The sequence below is a fragment of the Pseudomonas sp. GD04058 genome, from assembly GCF_029836855.1.
GTDB lineage: Bacteria > Pseudomonadota > Gammaproteobacteria > Pseudomonadales > Pseudomonadaceae > Aquipseudomonas > Aquipseudomonas bharatica.
On sequence record NZ_JAOECN010000011.1, the window covers coordinates 18954 to 39426 of the forward strand.

At 62.2% G+C, this 20473-nt stretch carries 12 protein-coding genes; 1 reads left to right on the top strand and 11 read right to left on the bottom strand.

What is annotated here, in order from left to right; genetic code table 11:
• Positions 1 to 98: 98 nt before the first annotated feature.
• From N7650_RS12015 to N7650_RS12065, 11 genes are all read right to left on the bottom strand, one after another.
• The gene (locus N7650_RS12015) at positions 99 to 503 is read right to left on the bottom strand and encodes a TraR/DksA C4-type zinc finger protein (RefSeq protein ID WP_009394671.1); all 405 of its coding nucleotides are present in this window, start codon (positions 501 to 503) and stop codon (positions 99 to 101) included.
• 255 nt (positions 504 to 758) lie between these two features.
• Entirely contained in the window at positions 759 to 2426 is a 1668-nt protein-coding gene (locus N7650_RS12020) for a NahK/ErcS family hybrid sensor histidine kinase/response regulator (RefSeq protein WP_279898355.1), read from the bottom strand.
• Complete coding sequence (ercA, locus tag N7650_RS12025) at positions 2410 to 3573, bottom strand: alcohol dehydrogenase-like regulatory protein ErcA (protein ID WP_009394666.1); 1164 nt, start codon at positions 3571 to 3573, stop codon at positions 2410 to 2412. Before ercA ends, N7650_RS12020 begins: the two co-directional genes overlap by 17 nt.
• Positions 3574 to 3676: 103 nt before the next feature.
• Positions 3677 to 3748: a pyrroloquinoline quinone precursor peptide PqqA gene (gene pqqA / locus N7650_RS12030; protein ID WP_009394664.1), complete on the bottom strand. Its 72-nt coding sequence runs from the start codon at positions 3746 to 3748 to the stop codon at positions 3677 to 3679.
• A 129-nt stretch (positions 3749 to 3877) separates the two neighbouring features.
• Positions 3878 to 5398 carry an aldehyde dehydrogenase family protein gene (locus N7650_RS12035; RefSeq protein ID WP_009394661.1) on the bottom strand — a complete coding sequence of 507 codons (1521 nt, stop codon included), beginning with the start codon at positions 5396 to 5398 and terminating at the stop codon, positions 3878 to 3880.
• Positions 5399 to 5580: 182 nt separating this feature from the next.
• Positions 5581 to 10134 carry a hypothetical protein gene (locus tag N7650_RS12040; protein ID WP_279898357.1) on the bottom strand — a complete coding sequence of 1518 codons (4554 nt, stop codon included), beginning with the start codon at positions 10132 to 10134 and terminating at the stop codon, positions 5581 to 5583.
• Positions 10135 to 10351: 217 nt separating this feature from the next.
• Positions 10352 to 11125 carry an enoyl-CoA hydratase gene (locus N7650_RS12045; protein ID WP_009394659.1) on the bottom strand — a complete coding sequence of 258 codons (774 nt, stop codon included), beginning with the start codon at positions 11123 to 11125 and terminating at the stop codon, positions 10352 to 10354.
• Positions 11126 to 11137: 12 nt separating this feature from the next.
• A complete protein-coding gene (locus N7650_RS12050) occupies positions 11138 to 12265 on the bottom strand; it encodes an acyl-CoA dehydrogenase (protein WP_009394657.1) in 1128 nt (375 codons plus the stop codon).
• An 8-nt stretch (positions 12266 to 12273) separates the two neighbouring features.
• Entirely contained in the window at positions 12274 to 13461 is a 1188-nt protein-coding gene (locus N7650_RS12055; RefSeq protein ID WP_279898358.1) for an acetyl-CoA C-acyltransferase, read from the bottom strand.
• Between the two features lie 10 nt (positions 13462 to 13471).
• A complete protein-coding gene (locus N7650_RS12060; RefSeq protein WP_009394654.1) occupies positions 13472 to 14239 on the bottom strand; it encodes an SDR family NAD(P)-dependent oxidoreductase in 768 nt (255 codons plus the stop codon).
• Positions 14240 to 14251: 12 nt separating this feature from the next.
• On the bottom strand, positions 14252 to 15907 hold the full coding sequence (locus N7650_RS12065; protein WP_279898361.1) for an AMP-binding protein: 1656 nt from the start codon (positions 15905 to 15907) through the stop codon (positions 14252 to 14254).
• A 280-nt stretch (positions 15908 to 16187) separates the two neighbouring features.
• On the opposite strand from N7650_RS12065, the gene N7650_RS12070 reads away from it, so the two are divergent.
• The gene (locus N7650_RS12070) at positions 16188 to 17648 is read left to right on the top strand and encodes a hypothetical protein (protein WP_279898363.1); all 1461 of its coding nucleotides are present in this window, start codon (positions 16188 to 16190) and stop codon (positions 17646 to 17648) included.
• Positions 17649 to 20473: the final 2825 nt, after the last annotated feature.

Genomic DNA, 20473 nt, shown 5'->3' on the forward strand with positions numbered 1-20473 from the left:
TACAGGACAACTGCCCGCCGCTTTTCGCCCGCGCGAAAACGAAAGCCCCGGGTGCGTGGCCCGGGGCTTTGGTATGCAAGGTCGACCAGACGTGTCGATCAGATCTGGCGCAGATGCTTGTCCAGTTGCTCGTGACGCTCCTGCGCCTCGATGCAGTACTTGGTGGTCGGGCTGATCAGCAGGCGCTTGAGGCCGATCGGCTCGCCGCTGTCGTCGCACCAGCCGAAGCTGTCGTCGGCGATACGGCCCAGGGCCATTTCCAGCTGCGGCAGCAGGCGCTGGTCACGCTCGATGGCGTTGACCAGCCAGTGACGCTCTTCTTCGACCGAGGCGGCATCGGCAGGATCGGCAGGCGAGTCCAGGCTTTCGATGGTTACACGGCTTTGCTCGATGCGCTCCTGGGTCTCCACTTTCATCTGCTTGAGCAGATCGGCGAAGAAGGCCAATTGCTCGGCGTTCATGTAGTCATCGGCCGGCATGGCCAGCAACTTTTCCTTTGTCATTGATATCTCTAATAAAAATGTACGTGCATTTAGACGAATCGGGTGCCGCGGCGAACGCATCGCCAGCAGCGGAATTCTTCAAGCACCAGTCGGCACTCAGTTCATGGGGGGCGGCAGTCTAAGGCCGAGCCTCATGCCGGGCAACAGAAATGACTGCGGTTTTGTCCGAAAAGCCCCTTATCCCTCGCAAGCATGGTGCGGGGGCAGCGTTTATAGCAAAAAATCCGGGCGTGCGTGAAGCACGGCAACGCCCGCTTATCCGAGCAATTGGCTGAGCACCGCGCGCAGCTTGCCCGGTTTCACCGGTTTGTTCAGCAGCGGCGCGCCAAGCCGCTGCATGGCCCGACGGCTCTGGTCGCTGCGGTCGGCGGTGATCATCACCGCGGCGATCGCCACGCCGAAGTGCTTGCGCAAGTCACGTACGACTTCACATCCGGTTACACCATGATCCAGGTGGAAGTCTGCCAGGACCAGCTCCGGCGCCCTGCCCTGCAACACCTGCAAGGCTGTCTCACGGTCGGTGGCGGTGAGCACTTCGCAGCCCCATTGGCCGAGCAGCGCGGCCATGCTCTCGAGGATGGCGGTCTCGTTGTCCAGTACCAGCAGGCGGCGACCCGGCAGCGGATCGCCCAGGGCGGGCGATGGCACCCCGGGTGCGACCACGGGACGCGGGGCTTCCCGCGATAACGGCACATCGATGCTGAACACCGAACCGCGCCCCGGCCAGGAACGCACCCGTACCTGGCAGTCGAGGATGCGTGCGATGCGCTCGACGATCGCCAGCCCCAGGCCGACGCCCTTGCGGTCGGCGGCACGGCCGACGTCGAGCTGGTTGAATTCGAGAAAGATCGACTCCAGGCGGTCAGCGGCGATGCCCCGGCCGCTGTCCCACACTTCCAGGCGCAGCACCTGGCCACGCCGCCGGGCGCCAAGGAGGATGCCGCCCTGTTCGGTATAGCGGCAGGCATTGCTAAGGAAGTTGCGCAGGATCCGCGTCAGCAGGCGGATGTCACTGCGGATCATCCAGGCACCACTGCGTACCCTCAGGCCCAGCCCGGCCGCTTCGGCCACCGGCTGGAACTCGGAAGCGAGGGGGCCGAGCAGTTCGTCGAGGTGGTACAGATCCAGGTCAGGCTTGATCGCCGCCTGGTCGAGACGGGAAATATCCAACAGATCGGTCAGCAGGTCTTCCGCGCCCTCCAGCGCCTGGTGCGCGCGTTCCACCAGCACGTGCTCGGCAGCCGGCAGGCTGCGCTCGCGCAACGTGGAAATCAGCAGCCGCGCCGCGTTCAATGGCTGCAGCAGGTCGTGACTGGCCGCAGCCAGATACTTGTCCTTGCTGCGGTTGGCGGCCTGGGCAGCATCCCGGGCCTCGATCAACTGGTTGGTGCGCTCGGCAACGCGCTGCTCCAGTTCGTCATTGAGCTGTTGCAGGCGTTCCTGGCTGAGCTTGCGCTCGGTGATATCGGCGACGAAACCCTCGACTACGCCCTCTTCGTCCGGACGCAGGAGCAGGTTCATCAGCACATCGATGGCGCTGCCGTCCTTGCGCTGCAAGCGGGTCTCGTACCCCAGCAGCGCCCGCTCGCGCTGCAGTTGCTCGGCGATGTGCATCAGTTCCTGCTGGCCGCCAATGAACAGATGCCCGGCCAGGTCGGTGCGCGCCAGCAGCAACTGCTGCGGATCGGCGTAGCCCAGCATCCGCGCCATGGCCGGGTTGGCCGCGCGCAGGCCGTCTTCCAGGCTGGCCTGGAAAATCCCGTGCACGGCATGCTCGAACAGCCAGGTGTAGCGGTTGCGCTCGGTTTCCAGCTCGTCGAGGCGCGCCGCCAGCTCCGGGTAGTGGCTCTTGCGGACCGTGTGGTTGCTCAGCCCGAGCAATCCGGCCAGGGCGTCGGAGCCCGGCTCAGAGGGCCTCGCCATAGACCACCTCGACATCACGCTGGCTCGAGGCACGAGGGTTGGTGAGGATGCACGGGTCGTCCATGGCGTGTTGCGAGAGGAATGGAATGTCGCTGCCGCTGACGCCATGCAGGCCCAGGGTTTCATGGAAGCCCACGGCCCGCTTCAGGGCGATCAGGTGCTCGACCAGGCGCTGGCGGATCTGGTTATGGGTGAGGCCGCGGCAATCGATGCCAAAGGTTTCGGCGATCACCTTGAAGCGCTCCGGCGCCGCACTGTAGTTGAACGCCACCACGTGCTCCACCAGCACCGCATTGCACAATCCATGGGGCAGGTCGAGGAAGCCGCCGAGGCTGTGGGACATCGCATGCACCGCGCCGAGGATCGCATTGGAGAACGCCAGCCCGGCCTGCATGCTGCCGAGCATGATCGACTCGCGCAGGGCGATGTCCGAAGGGTTGGCGATCATCTGCACCAGGTTGCCGTCTATCAGGCGCATGGCTTCCAGGGCGTGGGTATCGGTCAACGGCCCGTGGCCGGTGGAGACGAACGCCTCGATGGCGTGCACCAGCGCATCGATGCCGGTACAGGCGGAGAGGAACGGGTCCATGCTCAGGGTGGTTTCCGGGTCGATCAGCGACACATCGGGCACCACCGCCTTGCTGACGATGGAGAACTTCATGCGTTCCTGCTGGTTGGAAATGATCACGAACTGCGAAACGTCCGCCGACGTGCCGGCTGTGGTCGGGATCAGGATCAACGGCGGGCTGGGCACGCGGATGGTGTCGACCCCTTCGAACTCGAGGATGTGCCGGCCATGGGCGACCACGATACCGATGCCCTTGGCGCAGTCCATGGGGCTGCCGCCGCCAACGGCGACGATCACGTCGCACTGCTCGGCGCGGTAGCGCTCGGCGCCGTCCATCACCTCTTCCACCCGCGGGTTGGGCGACACCTGGCTATACAGCACGTAATCGATGCCCTGGGCCTGCAGACTGGCCTCGACATCCGCGACCCAGCCGGCGGCGATGACGCCGGGGTCGCTGACCAGCAGCACCTTGCGCGCGCCGAAGGTCCGGGCGTAATTGGCGACGTGATGGCGGCAGCCGGCACCAAAGATGATTTCGGGGGAGACGAACTTGCGCAACTGGCTCAGATTCGGGCTCATGCAACGCCTTCTTGTTTTTTTAAGTTAGCGCCAGCCTAAAGCAAAGAGAGGGTAAGGCAAAGGCGGCGCCGGCCGTCTCGAGAGCCGGCCGGCGCCAGGAGGATCAACGGTTGGCGAAGTACATGGTCACTTCGAAACCGATACGCAGATCAGTGAACGCAGGCTTTTTCCACATAGGTCCATCCTCTTCTGGCACCGCAGGCTGGCGGTGCGTCTAGTGATACACCGTTTCCGGTGCGGGTCGAATACTACTTTGGAACAGTCTTGCCACAACCGCAGTGGCTTGGAGCCTGGCTTGTCGGGCTTAGAAGAAGCCCAGCGGGTTGACGTCGTAGCTGACCAGCAGGTTCTTGGTCTGCTGGTAGTGGTCGAGCATCATCTTATGGGTCTCGCGACCGACACCGGATTTCTTGTAGCCACCGAACGCGGCATGGGCCGGGTACAGGTGGTAGCAGTTGGTCCAGACGCGACCGGCCTTGATTGCGCGGCCCATGCGGTAGGCACGGTTGATGTCGCGGGTCCAGACGCCGGCACCGAGGCCGAACTCGGTATCGTTGGCGATGGCCAGGGCTTCGGCTTCGTCCTTGAAGGTGGTGACGCCGACCACAGGGCCGAAGATCTCTTCCTGGAACACACGCATGCCGTTGTGGCCCTTGAGCAGGGTCGGCTGGATGTAGTAGCCGCTGGACAGGTCGCCGGCCAGCTGCTCGGCGTTGCCGCCGGTGAGGATCTCGGCGCCTTCGTCGCGGGCGATCTGCAGGTAGGACAGGATCTTGTCGTACTGCTGCTCGGACGCCTGGGCGCCGACCATGGTTTCGGTGTCCAGCGGGTTGCCGCGCTTGATCTGCTTCACCTTCTTCAACACCTCCTGCATGAACTGCGGGTAGATGGATTCCTGGACCAGCGCACGGGACGGGCAGGTGCACACTTCGCCCTGGTTGAAGAAGGCCAGGACCAGGCCTTCGGCGGCCTTTTCGATGAACGACGGCTCGGCCTGCATGATGTCTTCGAAGAAGATGTTCGGCGACTTGCCGCCCAGCTCGACGGTGGACGGGATGATGTTCTCCGCTGCGCATTTCATGATGTGCGAGCCCACCGGAGTGGAACCGGTGAAGGCGATCTTGGCGATGCGCTTGCTGGTGGCCAGGGCCTCGCCGGCTTCACGACCGAAGCCCTGGACGATGTTCAGCACGCCTGGCGGCAACAGGTCGCCGACCAGCTCGATGAACACGGTGATCGACAGCGGCGTCTGTTCGGCCGGCTTGAGCACGATGCAGTTGCCGGCGGCCAGGGCCGGGGCGAGTTTCCACGCAGCCATCAGCAGCGGGAAGTTCCACGGGATGATCTGCCCGACCACGCCCAGCGGCTCATGGAAGTGATAGGCAGCGGTGTTGTCGTTGATCTCGGCGGCGCTGCCTTCCTGGGCGCGGATGCAACCGGCGAAATAGCGGAAATGATCGGCAGCCAGGGGCACATCGGCGTTGAGGGTTTCGCGGATGGCCTTGCCGTTGTCCCAGGTCTCGGCCAGGGCCAGGACTTCGAGGTTCTGTTCGATGCGGTCGGCGATCTTCAACAGGATGTTGGAACGGTCCTGTACGGAGGTGCGGCCCCACGCGTCGGCAGCGGCATGGGCAGCGTCCAGTGCCTTGTCGATGTCCTGGGCGTTGGAGCGGGGGAATTCGGCAATCAGTTGGCCGTTGACCGGCGAGGTGTTGCTGAAGTATTGGCCGCTCAGCGGCTGGACGAACTCGCCGCCGATGTAGTTGCCGTAGCGGGGTTTGAAGGAAACGATGGCATCCGGGCTGCCGGGAGCTGCGTAGATCATGGTTCAGGGCCTCTGCTGAGCGGCGCCCGCCGTGGATGACGGGCAGTGACTGGATCTTAGTCAGTCGCGGCGGAGCAACGAATCAGCACTTGGCAGGGATGGGCTAGTCATTTGGTCGTAGGAGCGTGGCGGTTCGGCGACCCGACAAGCCACGCTCCTACGGGGACAGCGATGAGTCAAGCTCAGAGGCTCAGGAACAACTTCTGCGCACTGCTCTTGTCGATCCGGCTGCGATACACCTCGATGATCGCCTGGTTGCTCTGCGATGCCACCACCTGCGGTCCACGGTCATAACGCTGCTCGCGGGTCTTCAGGTGCGCCGCGGTGAAGTCACCGACCTGGGCATCGGCGCTGGCGTAGTGGAAATGCGCGTACCACAGCGGCTTTCCGTCCTTGTCATTGACCACGAATTCCTGCAGGTAGTCTTGGCGAAAGCCCTTGCGCCTGGCCAGCGCGATCCGCTCGCCTTCCCGGGCAATGCTGATTTCCTGCTGCTCCAGCAGCCAGGCCACCTGCCCCACCGTCGGTGCCTGCTTCTTGAGGATCTCCACCCGCAGGCGCCGGCCCTCGTCACGCATCAGTTGCGCCTTGGCGGTCAGCGCCGCGGACTGGCGCGCGGCGTCGAGGCCGTTGCTAGAGTCATCCGTGGCGTTTTCCCGGGTAAGCGCATCCTGTATCTGCTGGACCAGGGCATCCAGCGGGCGCGCTTCCTGGATCAGGATGTCCTCGATATCGACACCGACGGCCGCAGTCTTCGCCTGGCTGCGCACCTTGGCGATACAACGCTCGGCATTGTTGAGCAACGGCGTGGAGCGCTTGATCAGCGTAGCCAGGCCGGCCGGGGTCGGTGCCGGCGGCTCGCTGTGGGTTTCCACCACAGGCTGCCAGACACCTGGCTCGGAACTCTCCTCATAGCTGGCCAGCTCGCTGTTGTCGATAGGATCGACCACCACCACGGTTTCCGGACGGTCGCCTTGGGCCTTGCGCCGCGATCCCACCACGACGCCACGGTTGCGGGTGCGGATCAGCACCTGTTTGCGCTTGACTGGCGTTGGCCTGGGCATGGCCTCACTTCGACCAGGCAGCAGTTGCAGGCGCGCGGCCAGTTCCGCCTGGGCCTCGCGATGCAGTCTTTCCAGACTGTCGATGAATGCCTGGAGTAATTGCGCTGCGCCGGCGCCTCGCGGCAAAGTCTGATACAGACGGGAAGTATCGAGGGCGTGGCCGAGGCGACTGACCACGCTATCGAGCACCTCCACCTCCTCGGACTCGCTGAAGGCGCCTTTCACATCCAGCTCATCGCGCATGCTCAGACCGGTCCGCGCCGCCAGCAGGCCACGGTAGAGCACCTTGTAGTCGCTGCTTTTTTCGATATCGAGAATGGTCGCGGCACGCAGGCTCAGGTCTACCGACGTCCATGCCCGCAGGCTTGGCTCGCTGGTCAGAAGATCGTGGGTTTTGTCCGCCAATTGCGGTCCGCCGGGCAGGATGTCGCGCAGTTGCTTGCGCATGTCGACGATCACGGCATGACAGGCAAGAATGCCATCGACTTCCTCCTGGGACTTGCGACACGCTTCCATCATGCGCTTGAGCTGTTCCACGTGTTCTGGCGATTGCTCTTCCTGTGGCGAGCTTGCCGGGCGCATCTGCCGCATGATCGCGTGGTTGTCGCTGAACCGGGCGTGCAGGACATAGGCCAGTTGCGCCTGGGTGCCGGCACGATCGTAGAGGTTGCGCGCATGCATGCGCTTGAATTCCGGCTGCGGCTTCAACTGCTGCAACTGGCGCAGATTGTCGTCGAACGACACCAGCACAGCGTCAAGCTGGACAAGATGGTCGTGATAGACCTGCAGATGCTCCTTGGCCGGATACTGTTGGCGCGCCGCTTCGTCCAGGTCTGCCTGGACCTGCTCGGAAAGGCTGACCCGCTGTCCGAGCAGGCGGGCGTGGTTCTCTTCGAGCTGGACAGCGCGCTGGCGGTTGCTCTCACGCAGTTGCGCGATGCGCCGGTTGACCGGCATGCCGCCGCGCAGGCGCAGGCCGAAGTCCAGCCGCCAGTTCCCACCGGCGTCGCTGCGAACCCAGGGGCCGAGCTTGCCGGCGGCATCGATCAGGCGCGGCCCATCCTCGGTGAAGGACAACCGATAGATCATCCCGTCGATCAGGCCCAGCCACTGCTGCTGGTATTGATAAAGCCCATGATGGGGTCCCGGCCCCATCGGCGTACCGAGCTCGTCCACACTGACCTCGCTGCGAAAACCGGACAGTGCCTCGCGCTGGGCCACGGTCAGGTCGGTGCTTCCCCAGCCGAAACGCGACCAGCGGGGCGCCTGCGGCAGCTCGGTCTTGCTCGGCTCGATGCTCACCGCCTCGCTGTCCCGGTCCGGGGCTGTCGTGGTGTCGCCTGGCAGGCCGGGTTCGCTTTCCGGCAGCAGCAGCAACGCCAGGCTCAGGAGCAATTGCTGCAGGTCACCGGGCTGGCCGGCGCTCTTGTCCTGCGCCAGTACCCCACGCAGGCTGGAAAACAGCGGCAGCATCCAGGCCGCCTTGACCAGTGGCCCATTGAAGAACGGCAAAATGGTGTTCAGCATCAGCCAGCCCAGCTCCTGGTAGCCCAGCCAGCGACTTTCGCTGGTAGACAGGGTTTCCCGCTGCGCCCGGGCAATCAGTTCCTGGGCGCAGGATTGATACAGCTGCTCAGGGACATTGCCGTGCAGCGCCGCCTCGCCCAGCTTGGCCAGCGCCGGCACGCTGATGATGGAGAACTCGTCACCAGGGAAGAAGCGCACGATGTGCGGTTCGGCAAAACCGCCATGGGCGTAGACCGCTCGGCGCGCCGGCGCCAGACGCTCGAGAATGTCGTCCTGCAGGGCTCCCGCTGCGCACAGGGCCTTGAAGAACTCCGCGCGGCTGGCGTACTCGCGCAACGGCTCACGGTGCAAGGGGCGATACAACAGGCAAGGGCCTTCGCCGATGGTCGGCGCCTCGATCAGCCAGGCATTGGCAGCGACATCAGGCGTGGCACCGGAACGAGCGATGAACGACAGCGGCCGCAGCGCCACCTGGGCCGCGGACGGCAGTTCGGGCCGGAACAGGCTGTCCACCCGCTTGACGCTCTGCGCGCTGAGCGATGCCGGATCACGCAGACGGGTTTCCAGCGCCAGCAGTGGCATTTGCTCGCAGATCTGCTGGATAAAGCGTTGCTGGCGCGGCCTGCGCTCGTCGGCATCGTCGAGCAAGACACGCTGCAGCAGCTCGGGATAGTGTCCTCCCACATCCAGGCGCGTCACCAGGCCCTTGAGATAATCCACCGTCAGCCACTGCGGCAACTTCGCCCCACTGAGGCTGTGCAGGCTCACGGTGCCGGCCTGCAACACCGCCAGGTTGGCCAGGGCGAACTGCATCGGCGTCAGCCGCACGATCTTTTCCTCGCCCTGGGGCACCACGCTGCCACCACTGCCGCCAGCGGCCCCGGTCACCTGCCTGTTGACCAGTTCCAGGTCATCCAGATCCGGTAACGGATCATGGGGATGGTCAGTGAGCATGGCGTCATGCAACTGCTGGCGGGCGAAATCGAAAGCGTCGGGCACGCCGTCGAGGAAGGATTTTTCCTCCTCATCCTGCCGCAGCCATGCCATGCGCAGCAGGCGCCCGGCGTAATCACGGCGCTGATCCTCGCTGGCCTTGGCCAGCCAGTCCGGCAATTGCAGGCGCAAGCGCTGGCGCATCTCGCGCTGGTTGGCCTGGCAGATGCCGAGCAGCGAGCTGGCTTCATCCAGACGCAGTTGCAGCGACTGGCCGGCACTCATGCCCGGCAGCGCCGGCAGGTGTGCCAATGCGGCGACAAGATCCTGCTGCTGCTCGCGCAACAGAAGGGCCTGGGACACGAACACCGAGCCAGGTGCCGTGTACTGGTGCAAAACCTGCGGCCCTTTTCTGTCAGGACAGCGATTGACCAGCGAGCCACGCAGGGCCGTACGCGACTCGAAGCGATAGATGGATCCGCTCAGGCTGAAAACCAGGGCCATCTTGCGCTGCAACTGGCTGACTTCGCGCTCCAGCAGGATCGCACTGGCCAGTTCCGGATCCAGGCCCTGTTCGACGCACAGAACCTGCGCGAGCAGGCTGATTTTCACTTCGACCAGGTTGTGCAATAGCGCCCGGTCCTGCGCTCGCGGGAAGTTGACGATGGTCCTTGCGGTCGCTGCCTCAAGGCTGTCCAGGCCACCATTGCGGAACAGTTCCTCTACGACTTCCTGGCATTGCTGCTGCAGATGGCCAGCCATCCACAACAACGGACTCCCCTCGCCGTCGCGGCTGAAGTTCCAGTACTCGTACAGCGCCTGTTGGTAAGTGGACAGCAGGTACCGCGCGCTTTCGTTGATCAGCGCCTGGATATCGGCAACTTCGACCTTGCTGCGGAACGGGGTTTCCGCGCCCTTGTAGAAGCTCAGGTAATCGCTGTCGGCGTCGAGGCTGAGCAAGGCGCCAGTGCAGAAGCACTCGATCAGAACATCGGCCAGGTCCTCGACCTGTTCGCTGCCCTTGGCATCTGTCCGGTACAACAACAGCGCCGAGGGGTCGGGCTCGGCGAATCCGCGCAGGTAGGCCTGCTCGAAGATCAGGCACCAGGCCACGTCACGCAGCGAGGGACGCCGGGCGAAACGCTGGGCGATGGGGCCGCAGAGGGGGGAGTTCAGGGCTAGTTGGCCGAGGGGTGATGGGGTTGGGGTCATGGGTGCGCTTCCTTGGGCTGGAGGGAAGCAGCATTTCAATCGTATGCATTGGCATGACGGTGGTAGATCTTGCTTGGGTGGTTGCGGCTGATGGCCTCATCGCTGGCAAGCCAGCTCCCACATGCGCTATCCCTGGGAGCTGGCTTGCCAGCGATGAGGCCCTATCTGACAACAACGTTGGCAGTGCCGACCTCATCGCCGGTACTTTCAGCGGAAATCAACGGTCCTTGAACTGCGCCTCACGCTTGGCAATGAACGCCGCCATGCCTTCCTTCTGGTCCTCGGTGGCGAACGCCGCGTGGAATACCCGGCGCTCGAAGCGCACGCCTTCCGACAGGCTTACTTCGAAGGCGCGGTTCACCGACTCCTTGACCATCATCGACACCGGTACCGACTTGCTGGCAATCACCGCCGCCACTTTCAGCGCTTCGTCCAGCAGCTCGGCCTGGGGCACGATCCGCGCCACCACGCCAGCCCGCTCGGCTTCCTCGGCGCCCATCAGGCGGCCGGTCAGGCACAGTTCCATGGCCTTGGCCTTGCCTACTGCGCGGGTCAGGCGCTGGGTGCCGCCCATGCCCGGCAGCACGCCGAGGTTGATCTCCGGTTGGCCGAACTTGGCGTTGTCGGCGGCAAGGATGAAGTCGCACATCAGCGCCAGTTCGCAGCCGCCACCCAGGGCAAAGCCGGACACCGCCGCGATGATCGGCTTGCGCCGGTTGGCCACGCGGTCACTGTCGCTGAACAGGTCGTCGAGGTAGATCTGCGGGTAGGTCAGCTCGGCCATTTCCTTGATGTCGGCGCCGGCGGCAAAGGCCTTGGCCGAGCCGGTGAGGACGATGCAACCGATATTGGCATCGGCCTCGTAGGCGTCCAGCGCCTGGTTCAGCTCGCCGATGATCTGGCGGTTCAGGGCGTTCAGCGCCTGGGGCCGGTTCAGGGTAATCAGGCCGACCTTGCCACGGGTTTCGACGAGGATGGTTTCGAATGTCATGAGCTGCTCCCTTCAAAGATTGCGCGCAATCACCATGCGCTGAATGTCGCTGGTGCCTTCGTAGATCTGGCAGACCCGCACATCGCGGTAGATCCGCTCCAGCGGAAAGTCGCTCAGATAGCCATATCCGCCGAGGGTCTGCAAGGCATCCGAACAGACCTTTTCGGCCATTTCCGAGGCGAAAAGCTTGGCCATGGACGCTTCGACCAGCGCCGCCCGACCGGCATCGCGCAGGGCGGCCGCGTGATGCACCATCTGCCGCGCCACGGCAATCCGGGTGGCCATGTCGGCCAGGCGGAAGGCCACGGCCTGGTGCTCGATCAGCGGCTTGCCGAAGCTCTCGCGCTCGCGGGCATAGTCCCGGGCCACCTCGAAAGCGGCGCGGGCCATGCCCACCGACTGCGCGGCAATGCCGATGCGACCGCCCTCCAGGTTGGCCAGGGCGATCTTGTAGCCTTCGCCCTCCTCGCCCAGGCGATTGGCCAACGGCACCCGCACCTCGTCGAAGACAATCTGGCAGGTGTCCGACGCGTGCTGGCCGAGCTTGTCCTCGACCCTCGCGACCTGGTAGCCGGGGCTGTCGGTGGGAACCAGGAAGGCGGTGATCCCGCGCTTGCCCGCGGCCGGATCGGTAACGGCAAAGACGATCACCAGCCCGGCATTGCTGCCGGAGGTGATGAACTGCTTGCAGCCGTTGATCACGTAGTGGTCGCCGTCGCGACGGGCGCGGGTCTTCAGGCTGCTGGCATCCGAGCCGGCCTGGGGTTCGGTAAGGGCGAAGGCGCCGAGCATGGCACCGCTCGCCAGCGGAGTGAGGAACCGCTGCTTCTGCTGCTCGTTGCCGAACTTGAGGATCGGCACGCAGCCCACCGAGTTGTGCACGCTCATGATGGTGGAGCAGGCGCCGTCACCGGCGGCGACTTCCTCCAGGGCCATGGCGTAGGACAGGTAGCCGGTATCGCAACCGCCCCACTGCTCCGGCACCAGCATGCCGAAGAAGCCCATGTCGGCCATCTCGGCCATCGCCTCCTTCGGAAAACGATGCTCGCGGCTCCATTGCTCGGCGAATGGCCGCAGGCGCTCCTGGGCGAACTGCCGGGCAGCATCGGCGATCTGTTGTTGCTCGTCGTTAACCAGCATGGCGCACCTCAGTCCAGGATCTCGACAGCCATGGCCGTGGCCTCGCCACCACCGATGCAGATCGCCGCCACACCGCGGCGCTTGCCTTTCTGGCGCAGGGCGGACAGCAAGGTCACCAGGATCCGCGCGCCGGACGCGCCGATCGGATGGCCAAGGGCGCAGGCACCGCCGTGGACGTTGACCTTCTCGTGTGGCAGCCCGAGCGTCTTCATCGCAACCAGGGTCACCACGGCAAAGGCTTCGTTGATCTCGAACAGATCGACATCGCCCACGTCCCAGCCGGTGCGTGCGAGCAGCTTCTCGATAGCACCGATCGGCGCGGTGGGGTAAAGCGACGGCGTGTCGGCGAAGGCGGCGTGACCATGGATGACCGCCAGCGGCTTGAGGCCCAGCGCCTCGGCGCGGGAACGGCGCATCAGCACCAGCGCCGCGGCGCCGTCGGAGATCGAGCTGGAGTTGGCCGCGGTCACGGTGCCCCCGTCGCGGAACGCCGGCTTGAGTTGCGCGATCTTGTCCAGGCGCGCCTTGGGCGGCTGCTCGTCATCGCTGATCAGCACCTTGTCCTTGCCCACCGTGACCTCTACCGGAACGATCTCCGCGGCGAAACTGCCGTCCTTGATCGCCTGCTGGGCGCGGGTCAGGGAGGCGATGGCGAAATCGTCCTGTGCCTGGCGGCTGAAGTCGTTGGCCTCGGCACAGTCCTCGGCGAAGGTGCCCATCAGGCGACCCTTGTCGTAGGCATCTTCGAGACCGTCGAGGAACATATGGTCGATGATCCTGCCGTGGCCCATGCGATAACCGCTGCGGGCCTTGTCCAGCAGGTACGGGGCGTTGGACATGCTTTCCATGCCGCCGGCGACAACCACCTCGGCGCTGCCGGCCAGCAGCAGGTCGTGGGCCATGATCGCCGCCTGCATGCCGGAGCCGCACATCTTGTTCAAGGTGGTGCAGGTGGTGCCCTTTTCCAGCCCGGCACCCAGTGCCGCTTGACGCGCCGGGGCCTGGCCAAGGCCGGCAGGCAGTACGCAGCCGAACAGCACCTGCTCGACGCTGCCGGGCTGGATGCCGGCACGCTCGACGGCGGCGCGGATCGCCGCGGCGCCCAATTGCGGCGCGGTCAGGCTCTTGAGGTCGCCCTGCAGGCCACCCATCGGGGTGCGCACGGCGCTGACGATGACGATCGGATCCTGGTTCATGTTCGACTCCTTATTTCGCAGCCATGCGCAGAGCGCCGTCGAGACGGATGGTCTCGCCATTGAGCATGCTGTTTTCAATGATGTGGCGGGCCAGCGCAGCGTACTCGGCCGGGCGGCCCAGGCGGGGCGGGAACGGTACCCCGGCGGACAGCGAGGCACGGACCTCCTCGGTCATCCCGGCCATCATCGGGGTTTCGAAGATGCCCGGGGCAATGGTCATCACACGGATGCCGAAGCGCGCCAGTTCGCGCGCGGCAGGCAGGGTCAGGCTGGCGACGGCGCCTTTGGAGGCGGCATAGGCGGCCTGGCCGATCTGGCCGTCGAAGGCGGCGATGGATGCAGTGTTGATGATCACCCCGCGCTCGCCCTCCTCCGACGGCGCGCCTTCGGCCATGGCCGCCGCTGCCAGGCGCAGCATGTTGAAGCTGCCGATCAGGTTGACGTTGATGACCCGGGCGAAGCTGTCCAGGCCATGGGGACCGTTGCGGCCCAGGACTTTCTCGGCACCGACGATCCCGGCGCAGTTGACCAGCCCGTGCAGGCTGCCGAAGGCGGCGAGCGCAGCATCCACGGCGGCCTTGGCCGCGCCTTCCTGGCTGATATCGGCTACCGCATGCCGGGCCTGCTCGCCAAGGCTGGCGGCCCTGGCGGCGACGGCCTCGGCATTGAGGTCCACCAGCATTACCCGGGCGCCGGCCTGGATGAGCATTTCAGCGGTGGCCGCACCCAGCCCGGAGGCGGCGCCGGTGACGATGAAGTTGTGATTGGCGATTTGCATGCTTGGCTTTCCTCAGGCGCTGGCCTTGTGGGCTTGTTGCGCCGCTTGTTGAAGGGCGATTTCCTGGTTGCGCAGGATGAAACGCTGCAGCTTGCCGCTCGGGGTCTTGGGCAGCTCGCTGACGAATTCGATTTCACGGGGATAGGCGTGGGCGTAGAGGCGCTTGCGTACGTGCTGGCGCAGGGCTTCGGCCAGTTCTTCGCTACCCTGCTGGCCGGCGCCGAGTACGACGAAGGCCTTGATCAGTTCGGTGCGCTCCGGATCGGGCTTGCCGATCACCGCCGCTTCGATCACCGCCGGATGCTCGATCAAGGCGCTCTCGACGTCGAAGGGGCCGACCCGATAGCCCGAGGTGGTGATCACGTCGTCGCTGCGCCCGACAAAGCTGATGCTGCCATCCGGGTTCAGCTCGACGGTGTCGCCGCTGAGGTAGTACTTGCCGACGAAGGCCTTGGTCGGCAAGCCGTGGTAGCCAGCGAACCAGCACAGCGGCGACTGCTCGCGATCCACGGCGAGGATGCCCGGCTGGCCGGCCGGCAGTTCCTCGTGCTGCTCGCCAAGCACGACGATGCGATGGCCGGGCACGGCATAACCGGCCGATCCCGGATGAACGTTGTGTTCCAGGCCGTGGTGGTTGCACAGCACCATGCCCAGTTCGGTCTGGCCGTAGTGGTCATGAATGGTTACCTCCAACTCGTCGCGGAACCAGCGGATCACCTCCGGATTGAGCGGCTCGCCGGCGCTGCTGACCACCCGCAGGCGCCCCTTGATCGGCGCGGAGAAGGCCGCGCCGGCGGCGATCAGCATGCGATAGGCGGTGGGCGAACCGGCGAGGTTGGTAATGCGGTATTTGTCGATCACCCGGCAGGTGCTCTCGACGCTGAACGGCCCGTCGAAGAATGTCGTGGCATGGCCCAGGGACAACGGCCCGGTGACCGCGTAGTACAGGCCATAGGCCCAGCCCGGATCGGCAAGGTTCCAGAAGGCGTCCTCGGGACGCAGGTCGATGGCATCGCGCATATAACCCTGAAAGGCAACGATGGCGCGCAGCGGCACTTCCAGCGGCTTGGCCGGCCCGGTGGTGCCGGAGGTGAACATCAGCAGGAACGGCGCTTCGCCGGGCAGCAATACCGGGTCACAAGCCTGGGTGGCGGCATTCAGCGCAGCGTGGAAATCCACATCGCCACTGCCCTGGGCGGCATTGACGCAGATGATGGCCGGACACTGCTCGACTTCGTCCAGCTTGGCCCGGTTGTTCGCATCGGTGACCACCACCCTGGCCCCCGACGCATGCAGGCGGTGTTCGACCGCCTTGGGTCCGAACGCGGTGAACAGGGGCTGGTAGACCGCACCCAGGCGCCAGGTGGCCAGCACCGTAACCAGCAATTCGACGGTGCGCGGCAGCAGCCCGGCGACCCGATCGCCAGGGCCGACGCCCTGGGCCTGGAGGACGCTGGCGAAGCGCGCCGCCTGGTCGCGCAATTCATCGAAACGGTAGCTGGCGCTCTGGCCGTCGCGGCCCTCCCAGTACAGCGCGACGGCCTCGCCATCGGCGTGCCGGTCGCAGCACTCGACGCAGGCGTTGAGCGCCTCGAGACTGCCTGCCAGTGCCGCCCGGGCTGTCTGCTGGTAATTGAAAGAACGTACTGCCGCGCTGTACTCACGCATTCGCCAGACTCCCCATTGTTGTTTTTGGAAGGAATTCGAAGGTCTGGAAATAGTCGCCCCGGTGCCACAGCGCGGCAATGGTCAAAGCTGTCAATGTGAATGACTGGTTTGGCCACTCGTGCGCTGGCCTGCCTTGCCTGGGCTTTTCGTACAGAGCCTAACAACAGGATCTACAGAGGATATTCAAACCAGCGCCGGAAGATTTTCCAACTAGCGGAGCGTGGCCCTATGCATAAGATCCCGCATCGTATTCAAACTTTCGGATAAAGAGGTCTGAACGATGCCGAATATTACCTTCAACGACACCAGAAAAAACACCAACGCTAGCGATATAAAAGACCTGATCGCCATAATAGATTGTCTATGGCGAGCATGGACCATGAAGGGCCAGGCACCAGCACACGAACTCGCAGACACTCCTTTTCAACCAACAGAAAATTCGTTACTGCATCATAGAATCAGATCCCTCAATACAATGGCCCTTGAGCTTTTGAGGCGTGATGACTTTCTGCAGGTGCTCTACAAGGAAGACATACCCCCTGGCAAACTGTATATAACGAAAGGCGCACTGTCTGGTGTTTCTTCTACCAAAGACATCAGAATGCTTCAGGACGCACAACACAGCCTTCTAGAGAGCCAGACAACCAAGCAATGTATTAGCGCCCTGATAGAGGCAACCAGAACGCTTCAGGATCTTCATCCTTACCACTCCGAGCTTGCGCTCGCCAACGCCATTACCTGCTATTTGGGCGGCACCGTTATCGCACTACGCACCCGTGCTGACCTATCCCGAGCGATAGTGTCACTCGAGGAGAAAGTGGCAGAACTTGTCGTCGACGCCAGCGACCCTGTAGACCCGGTCCGAGAAAAGCCTGACCTGATGATTGCGCTTCACTCGATCGATGATCTGAAAAAAAAGACCATCCGCTATGTTGCTGAGCTTGACCCCCGGCTCAGGCCCTCACCATGCTCGCAGTTGGGACACAGCCTGAGGCTCGCACGACAAGCATTGTTGAAGCTCTCAGGCCGCCAGGAACTCCAGGATTTTTGCCAACGCTCCGACCTGGACCCGTGGCGTCTGTCATTCTCAAGCGACGGTAATTTGCAGGCAGCCCGCGTTGATAACAACCCGCCACTGGAGATACCTGGCGCCCAGCTATCGAGTCACTCGCTATCGGAAATTATCGGCACACTCAGAACGCTATCGAGGCAACTCCATACGGACCTTTCTTCGGATGGCACGATGCGACTTTCCAGTCTCCTAGACTACTATTCGATCGCTCATCCCATACATCTTCCAGGTTGGGGGACCGATGAATCCCTGGAGCAGCTGGAAACACAGCTGAAGCAGCAGCTCACGCGGGGGAGAAAAAAAACTAAAAACACTTACCGCCTCAACTCGCCTGTCCATCGGACCCTGCCACCGGAGATATCCAAGCACCTTGTCGATGCCCTGTGGTCCGTCTATGACAACAACCAGGCCACCCGGGCCGATCTGATGAAACTTGACTTCGACGGCCCCTCGAATTCGCAACTTCAGAAGGAATGGGAACGCGCTCAGCTTATACTGTTCGGCCTGTACCGCAGCCCCGACTTCTGGCGCCTGACAAGACGCTGGAACCTGTCGATCAACAGCCTGTTGATTACGAAAGGCTCAATCTCCCTGTCGGAAATCGATAACAAGAGCAGAAGAACGACCTTTCTTCCGAAAGACTTCAATGACGAATCATTGAAAAAGTAGCTAAAACTTCTGATCCGCCTAGCGAACAGGATGCATACTGTAACCCTCCGTCCACGCCCATCCCTTTACTCAGCGCTTGTATTTCACTACAGACAGCCTCACACGGGAACATCGCCGTTTTCACTTGAGCAAAGCAGGTTAACGAAATGGGAAACACTGGCTATCATCAACGCTTTGCTACAGCAACATGACGAACTTTCTGCCTCGTCTTATTACCTCGGTGAAAAGCGCGACCTGGAAGAAATCCGTACTCTTTTGCCGACCGTCAAGGACACTGCAAGTTATCGTTACCGCCCGTCCACCGGTACGCTGCTGGCAAAGAAGACCTCACAAGCACTGAAGGATTTCCTTACCCTGCTCCCGAAACTATCGCCGGCCAATGCGCCTGGCGCATCGTTCTTTTACTGCAGTGTAGATGATGAATCCGGGGCGTTTACAATAAAGCATTCCCATGATCTCGACTGGTCATTCGACGGTTCATCATTGAACGACAATATGCAGAAGGACGCGTTGGAAAGCTTGAAGTCCGCTTCCTCATCCAGCCTCTCCCTGTGCAGTGACGGGAAGATTGGCTTACAGGAAGCTGCTGGGTATTACTTACAAACACTTCCAAGCACGCCGCCCGATGCCTTGCTCAAGGCTATTGAAACGCAAATTGGACGAGTGGGTTGTGGCCTCAGACGCGACTTCATCGACGCCAGTAAACTCTTGAATCAGGATGAAAATGTCACCCTCAGGAATGTGGTATCCAGTTTCCTAAAAAAAAACAATTGCGCCACTACGCTTTTTGAGTTTCTCGGCAACCAGATACTTGGAGAAGACAACCTGTCATGGAGAGACACCGACAGATGGCTCTATTTTCTGTACAAGATGATTTCGAGCACCGCGGCATACACATTGACGGAGCGAATACTCAAGTCACTGCACTGGTACAGCAGTTCCAGACGCCCCGGCTCCGTTGTAGCAAATGCAAGCCTGCTCATCCATGCGCTTTTGCTTGATCTTGACCCTCCTTCCAGCAAGGTCAACAAAAAGCTCCTTGGCTACTATATGAACAAAGAGCAAAATAACGGCAAATCCTATTCAGATATTTATATCGATTTCAAAAACCATGTGCGTAGCCTCGGCCACCTTTCGGCTGAAGCCGTCGACATGATATGCCTGTTCGTGGCCAACCGAATTGCGCCCGAACTGTTGACCTGCGACAGCTCCATCAAGCACGGCGGCCTCTTGATCACAGCAGAGTACGTAGGCTCTGTCTATCTGGCGGAAGCATTGGCAGCTGGCTCATCGCAAGATAAAACCACGAACGAGCTTCTGTCACTCGCCGATGAACTACGCATGGAGCCTGCCGACAGCGAGACCGAAAAATTTATTATCCAGCAACAATGGCTGCCTGCCCTGCTCTGGACAAAGTTCCGGAAGGGAAAGGTCTCTTTTTCAGAATCGAGCCTGGACGAGCAGTTGGCCAAGGATGCCCTCACAGCATTCGAAGAGCGCAAAATTCAAGTCAAGCAGGCACTCGTGGATGTCAAACGTCAAATTCCCGACCGCATGTCGATTGTCAGAGCGGAAATTCAAAGAGTGTTCCCTCGATACCCCGGGGTCTTCGCTACGGAGGAATGGAACACTTCCAACATCTGCCTCTACCAGAGCCATGAAACCATTCATGCCTACCCGTTTCATGAAGTCTATGCCTCGGAAGCGCTAACTGAAATCATTGAGGACTGGTCCCTGGCAGTTGCCGAACCGCCGCTTGGTCAATACTCCGCCGAGCTGAAGCAGGCCAACAACCTGCGAAAAGATGCCTATAACCAAATCAAGAAACGCGCCGCAGAGCTGGCAGATGTGAATGCTCTTTTCGAACAACAGTTCGATGACTACACAAGAACGCTATCGACTGCGTACAGCGTTCTAACCGAGGAAGCGCTATTTCAACTCCCGGAACGTATGATCAATGCTATCAAACGGCGTGACTTCGAGATTTTCACACTGCGCACCGCTGTACCGGAACTTGAAGCCCAGCAGGAGTCTCCCAGACTGACCAATTGCCTCAGGGGGCGATTCGGAGTGCTGTTGAAAATCAAGGAGCATAAAACCACGGCTTATTTCCAGCTTCTCCCGTTGCAAGGACTTTGCCTGGCCTTGCCCGCAGAAGTCCAGATCCCCGTGGGCGGCAGGCTCGTCGAACGAAGGGTCCGAACCGCCAAGGGTGCAGCTACTATCTGGGTCAGGGAAGGGACACCACTTCCCGTGGACTGGCATGCGTATCTTATGGGCACCAGCCCCAATGCCGGCGCTTCGTCTTCGCTGATTGTCGAGCCCCTGGTTCACACATCGCTCGCACAGCAAGGACCTGGCGACGACAGTTCCCCGTTCATCCCGATCACTGATGCCCTGGTCAATAACCTGCTGCTGGGCGATAAAGAGACATTGAAACAACTATCCTGGGGAGAAACCTCGCTTGAAAAAGACCGGAAAAAAGGTCTCTTGAGCAATACCGTGGATATCCTCGTTCCTTTCGTCGAGAACATCCGATCACTGATCAACTCCAAACCCGCCTTTGATCCCAATAACTTTTCATCGGCCGCCTTCTGGCTTTATGCCGAGGCCATACTACTGGCCATTCCCTTTTCGAAAAACCTCTCGAAGCTGCTCACCGGCTCCAGAAGCATAAAGCCCTCCACGCTCGCCGAACTGTCCTTGAGATCCACGCTGGAAGCCTTGAACCCAGCCTCGGGATTCATCAGCAGCATCAAGCTTGTCAGCCTGGCATCCTCCAAAGGCTACAAAATTTCCCAGCGAGAGTTGCTCAAGCAGTATCG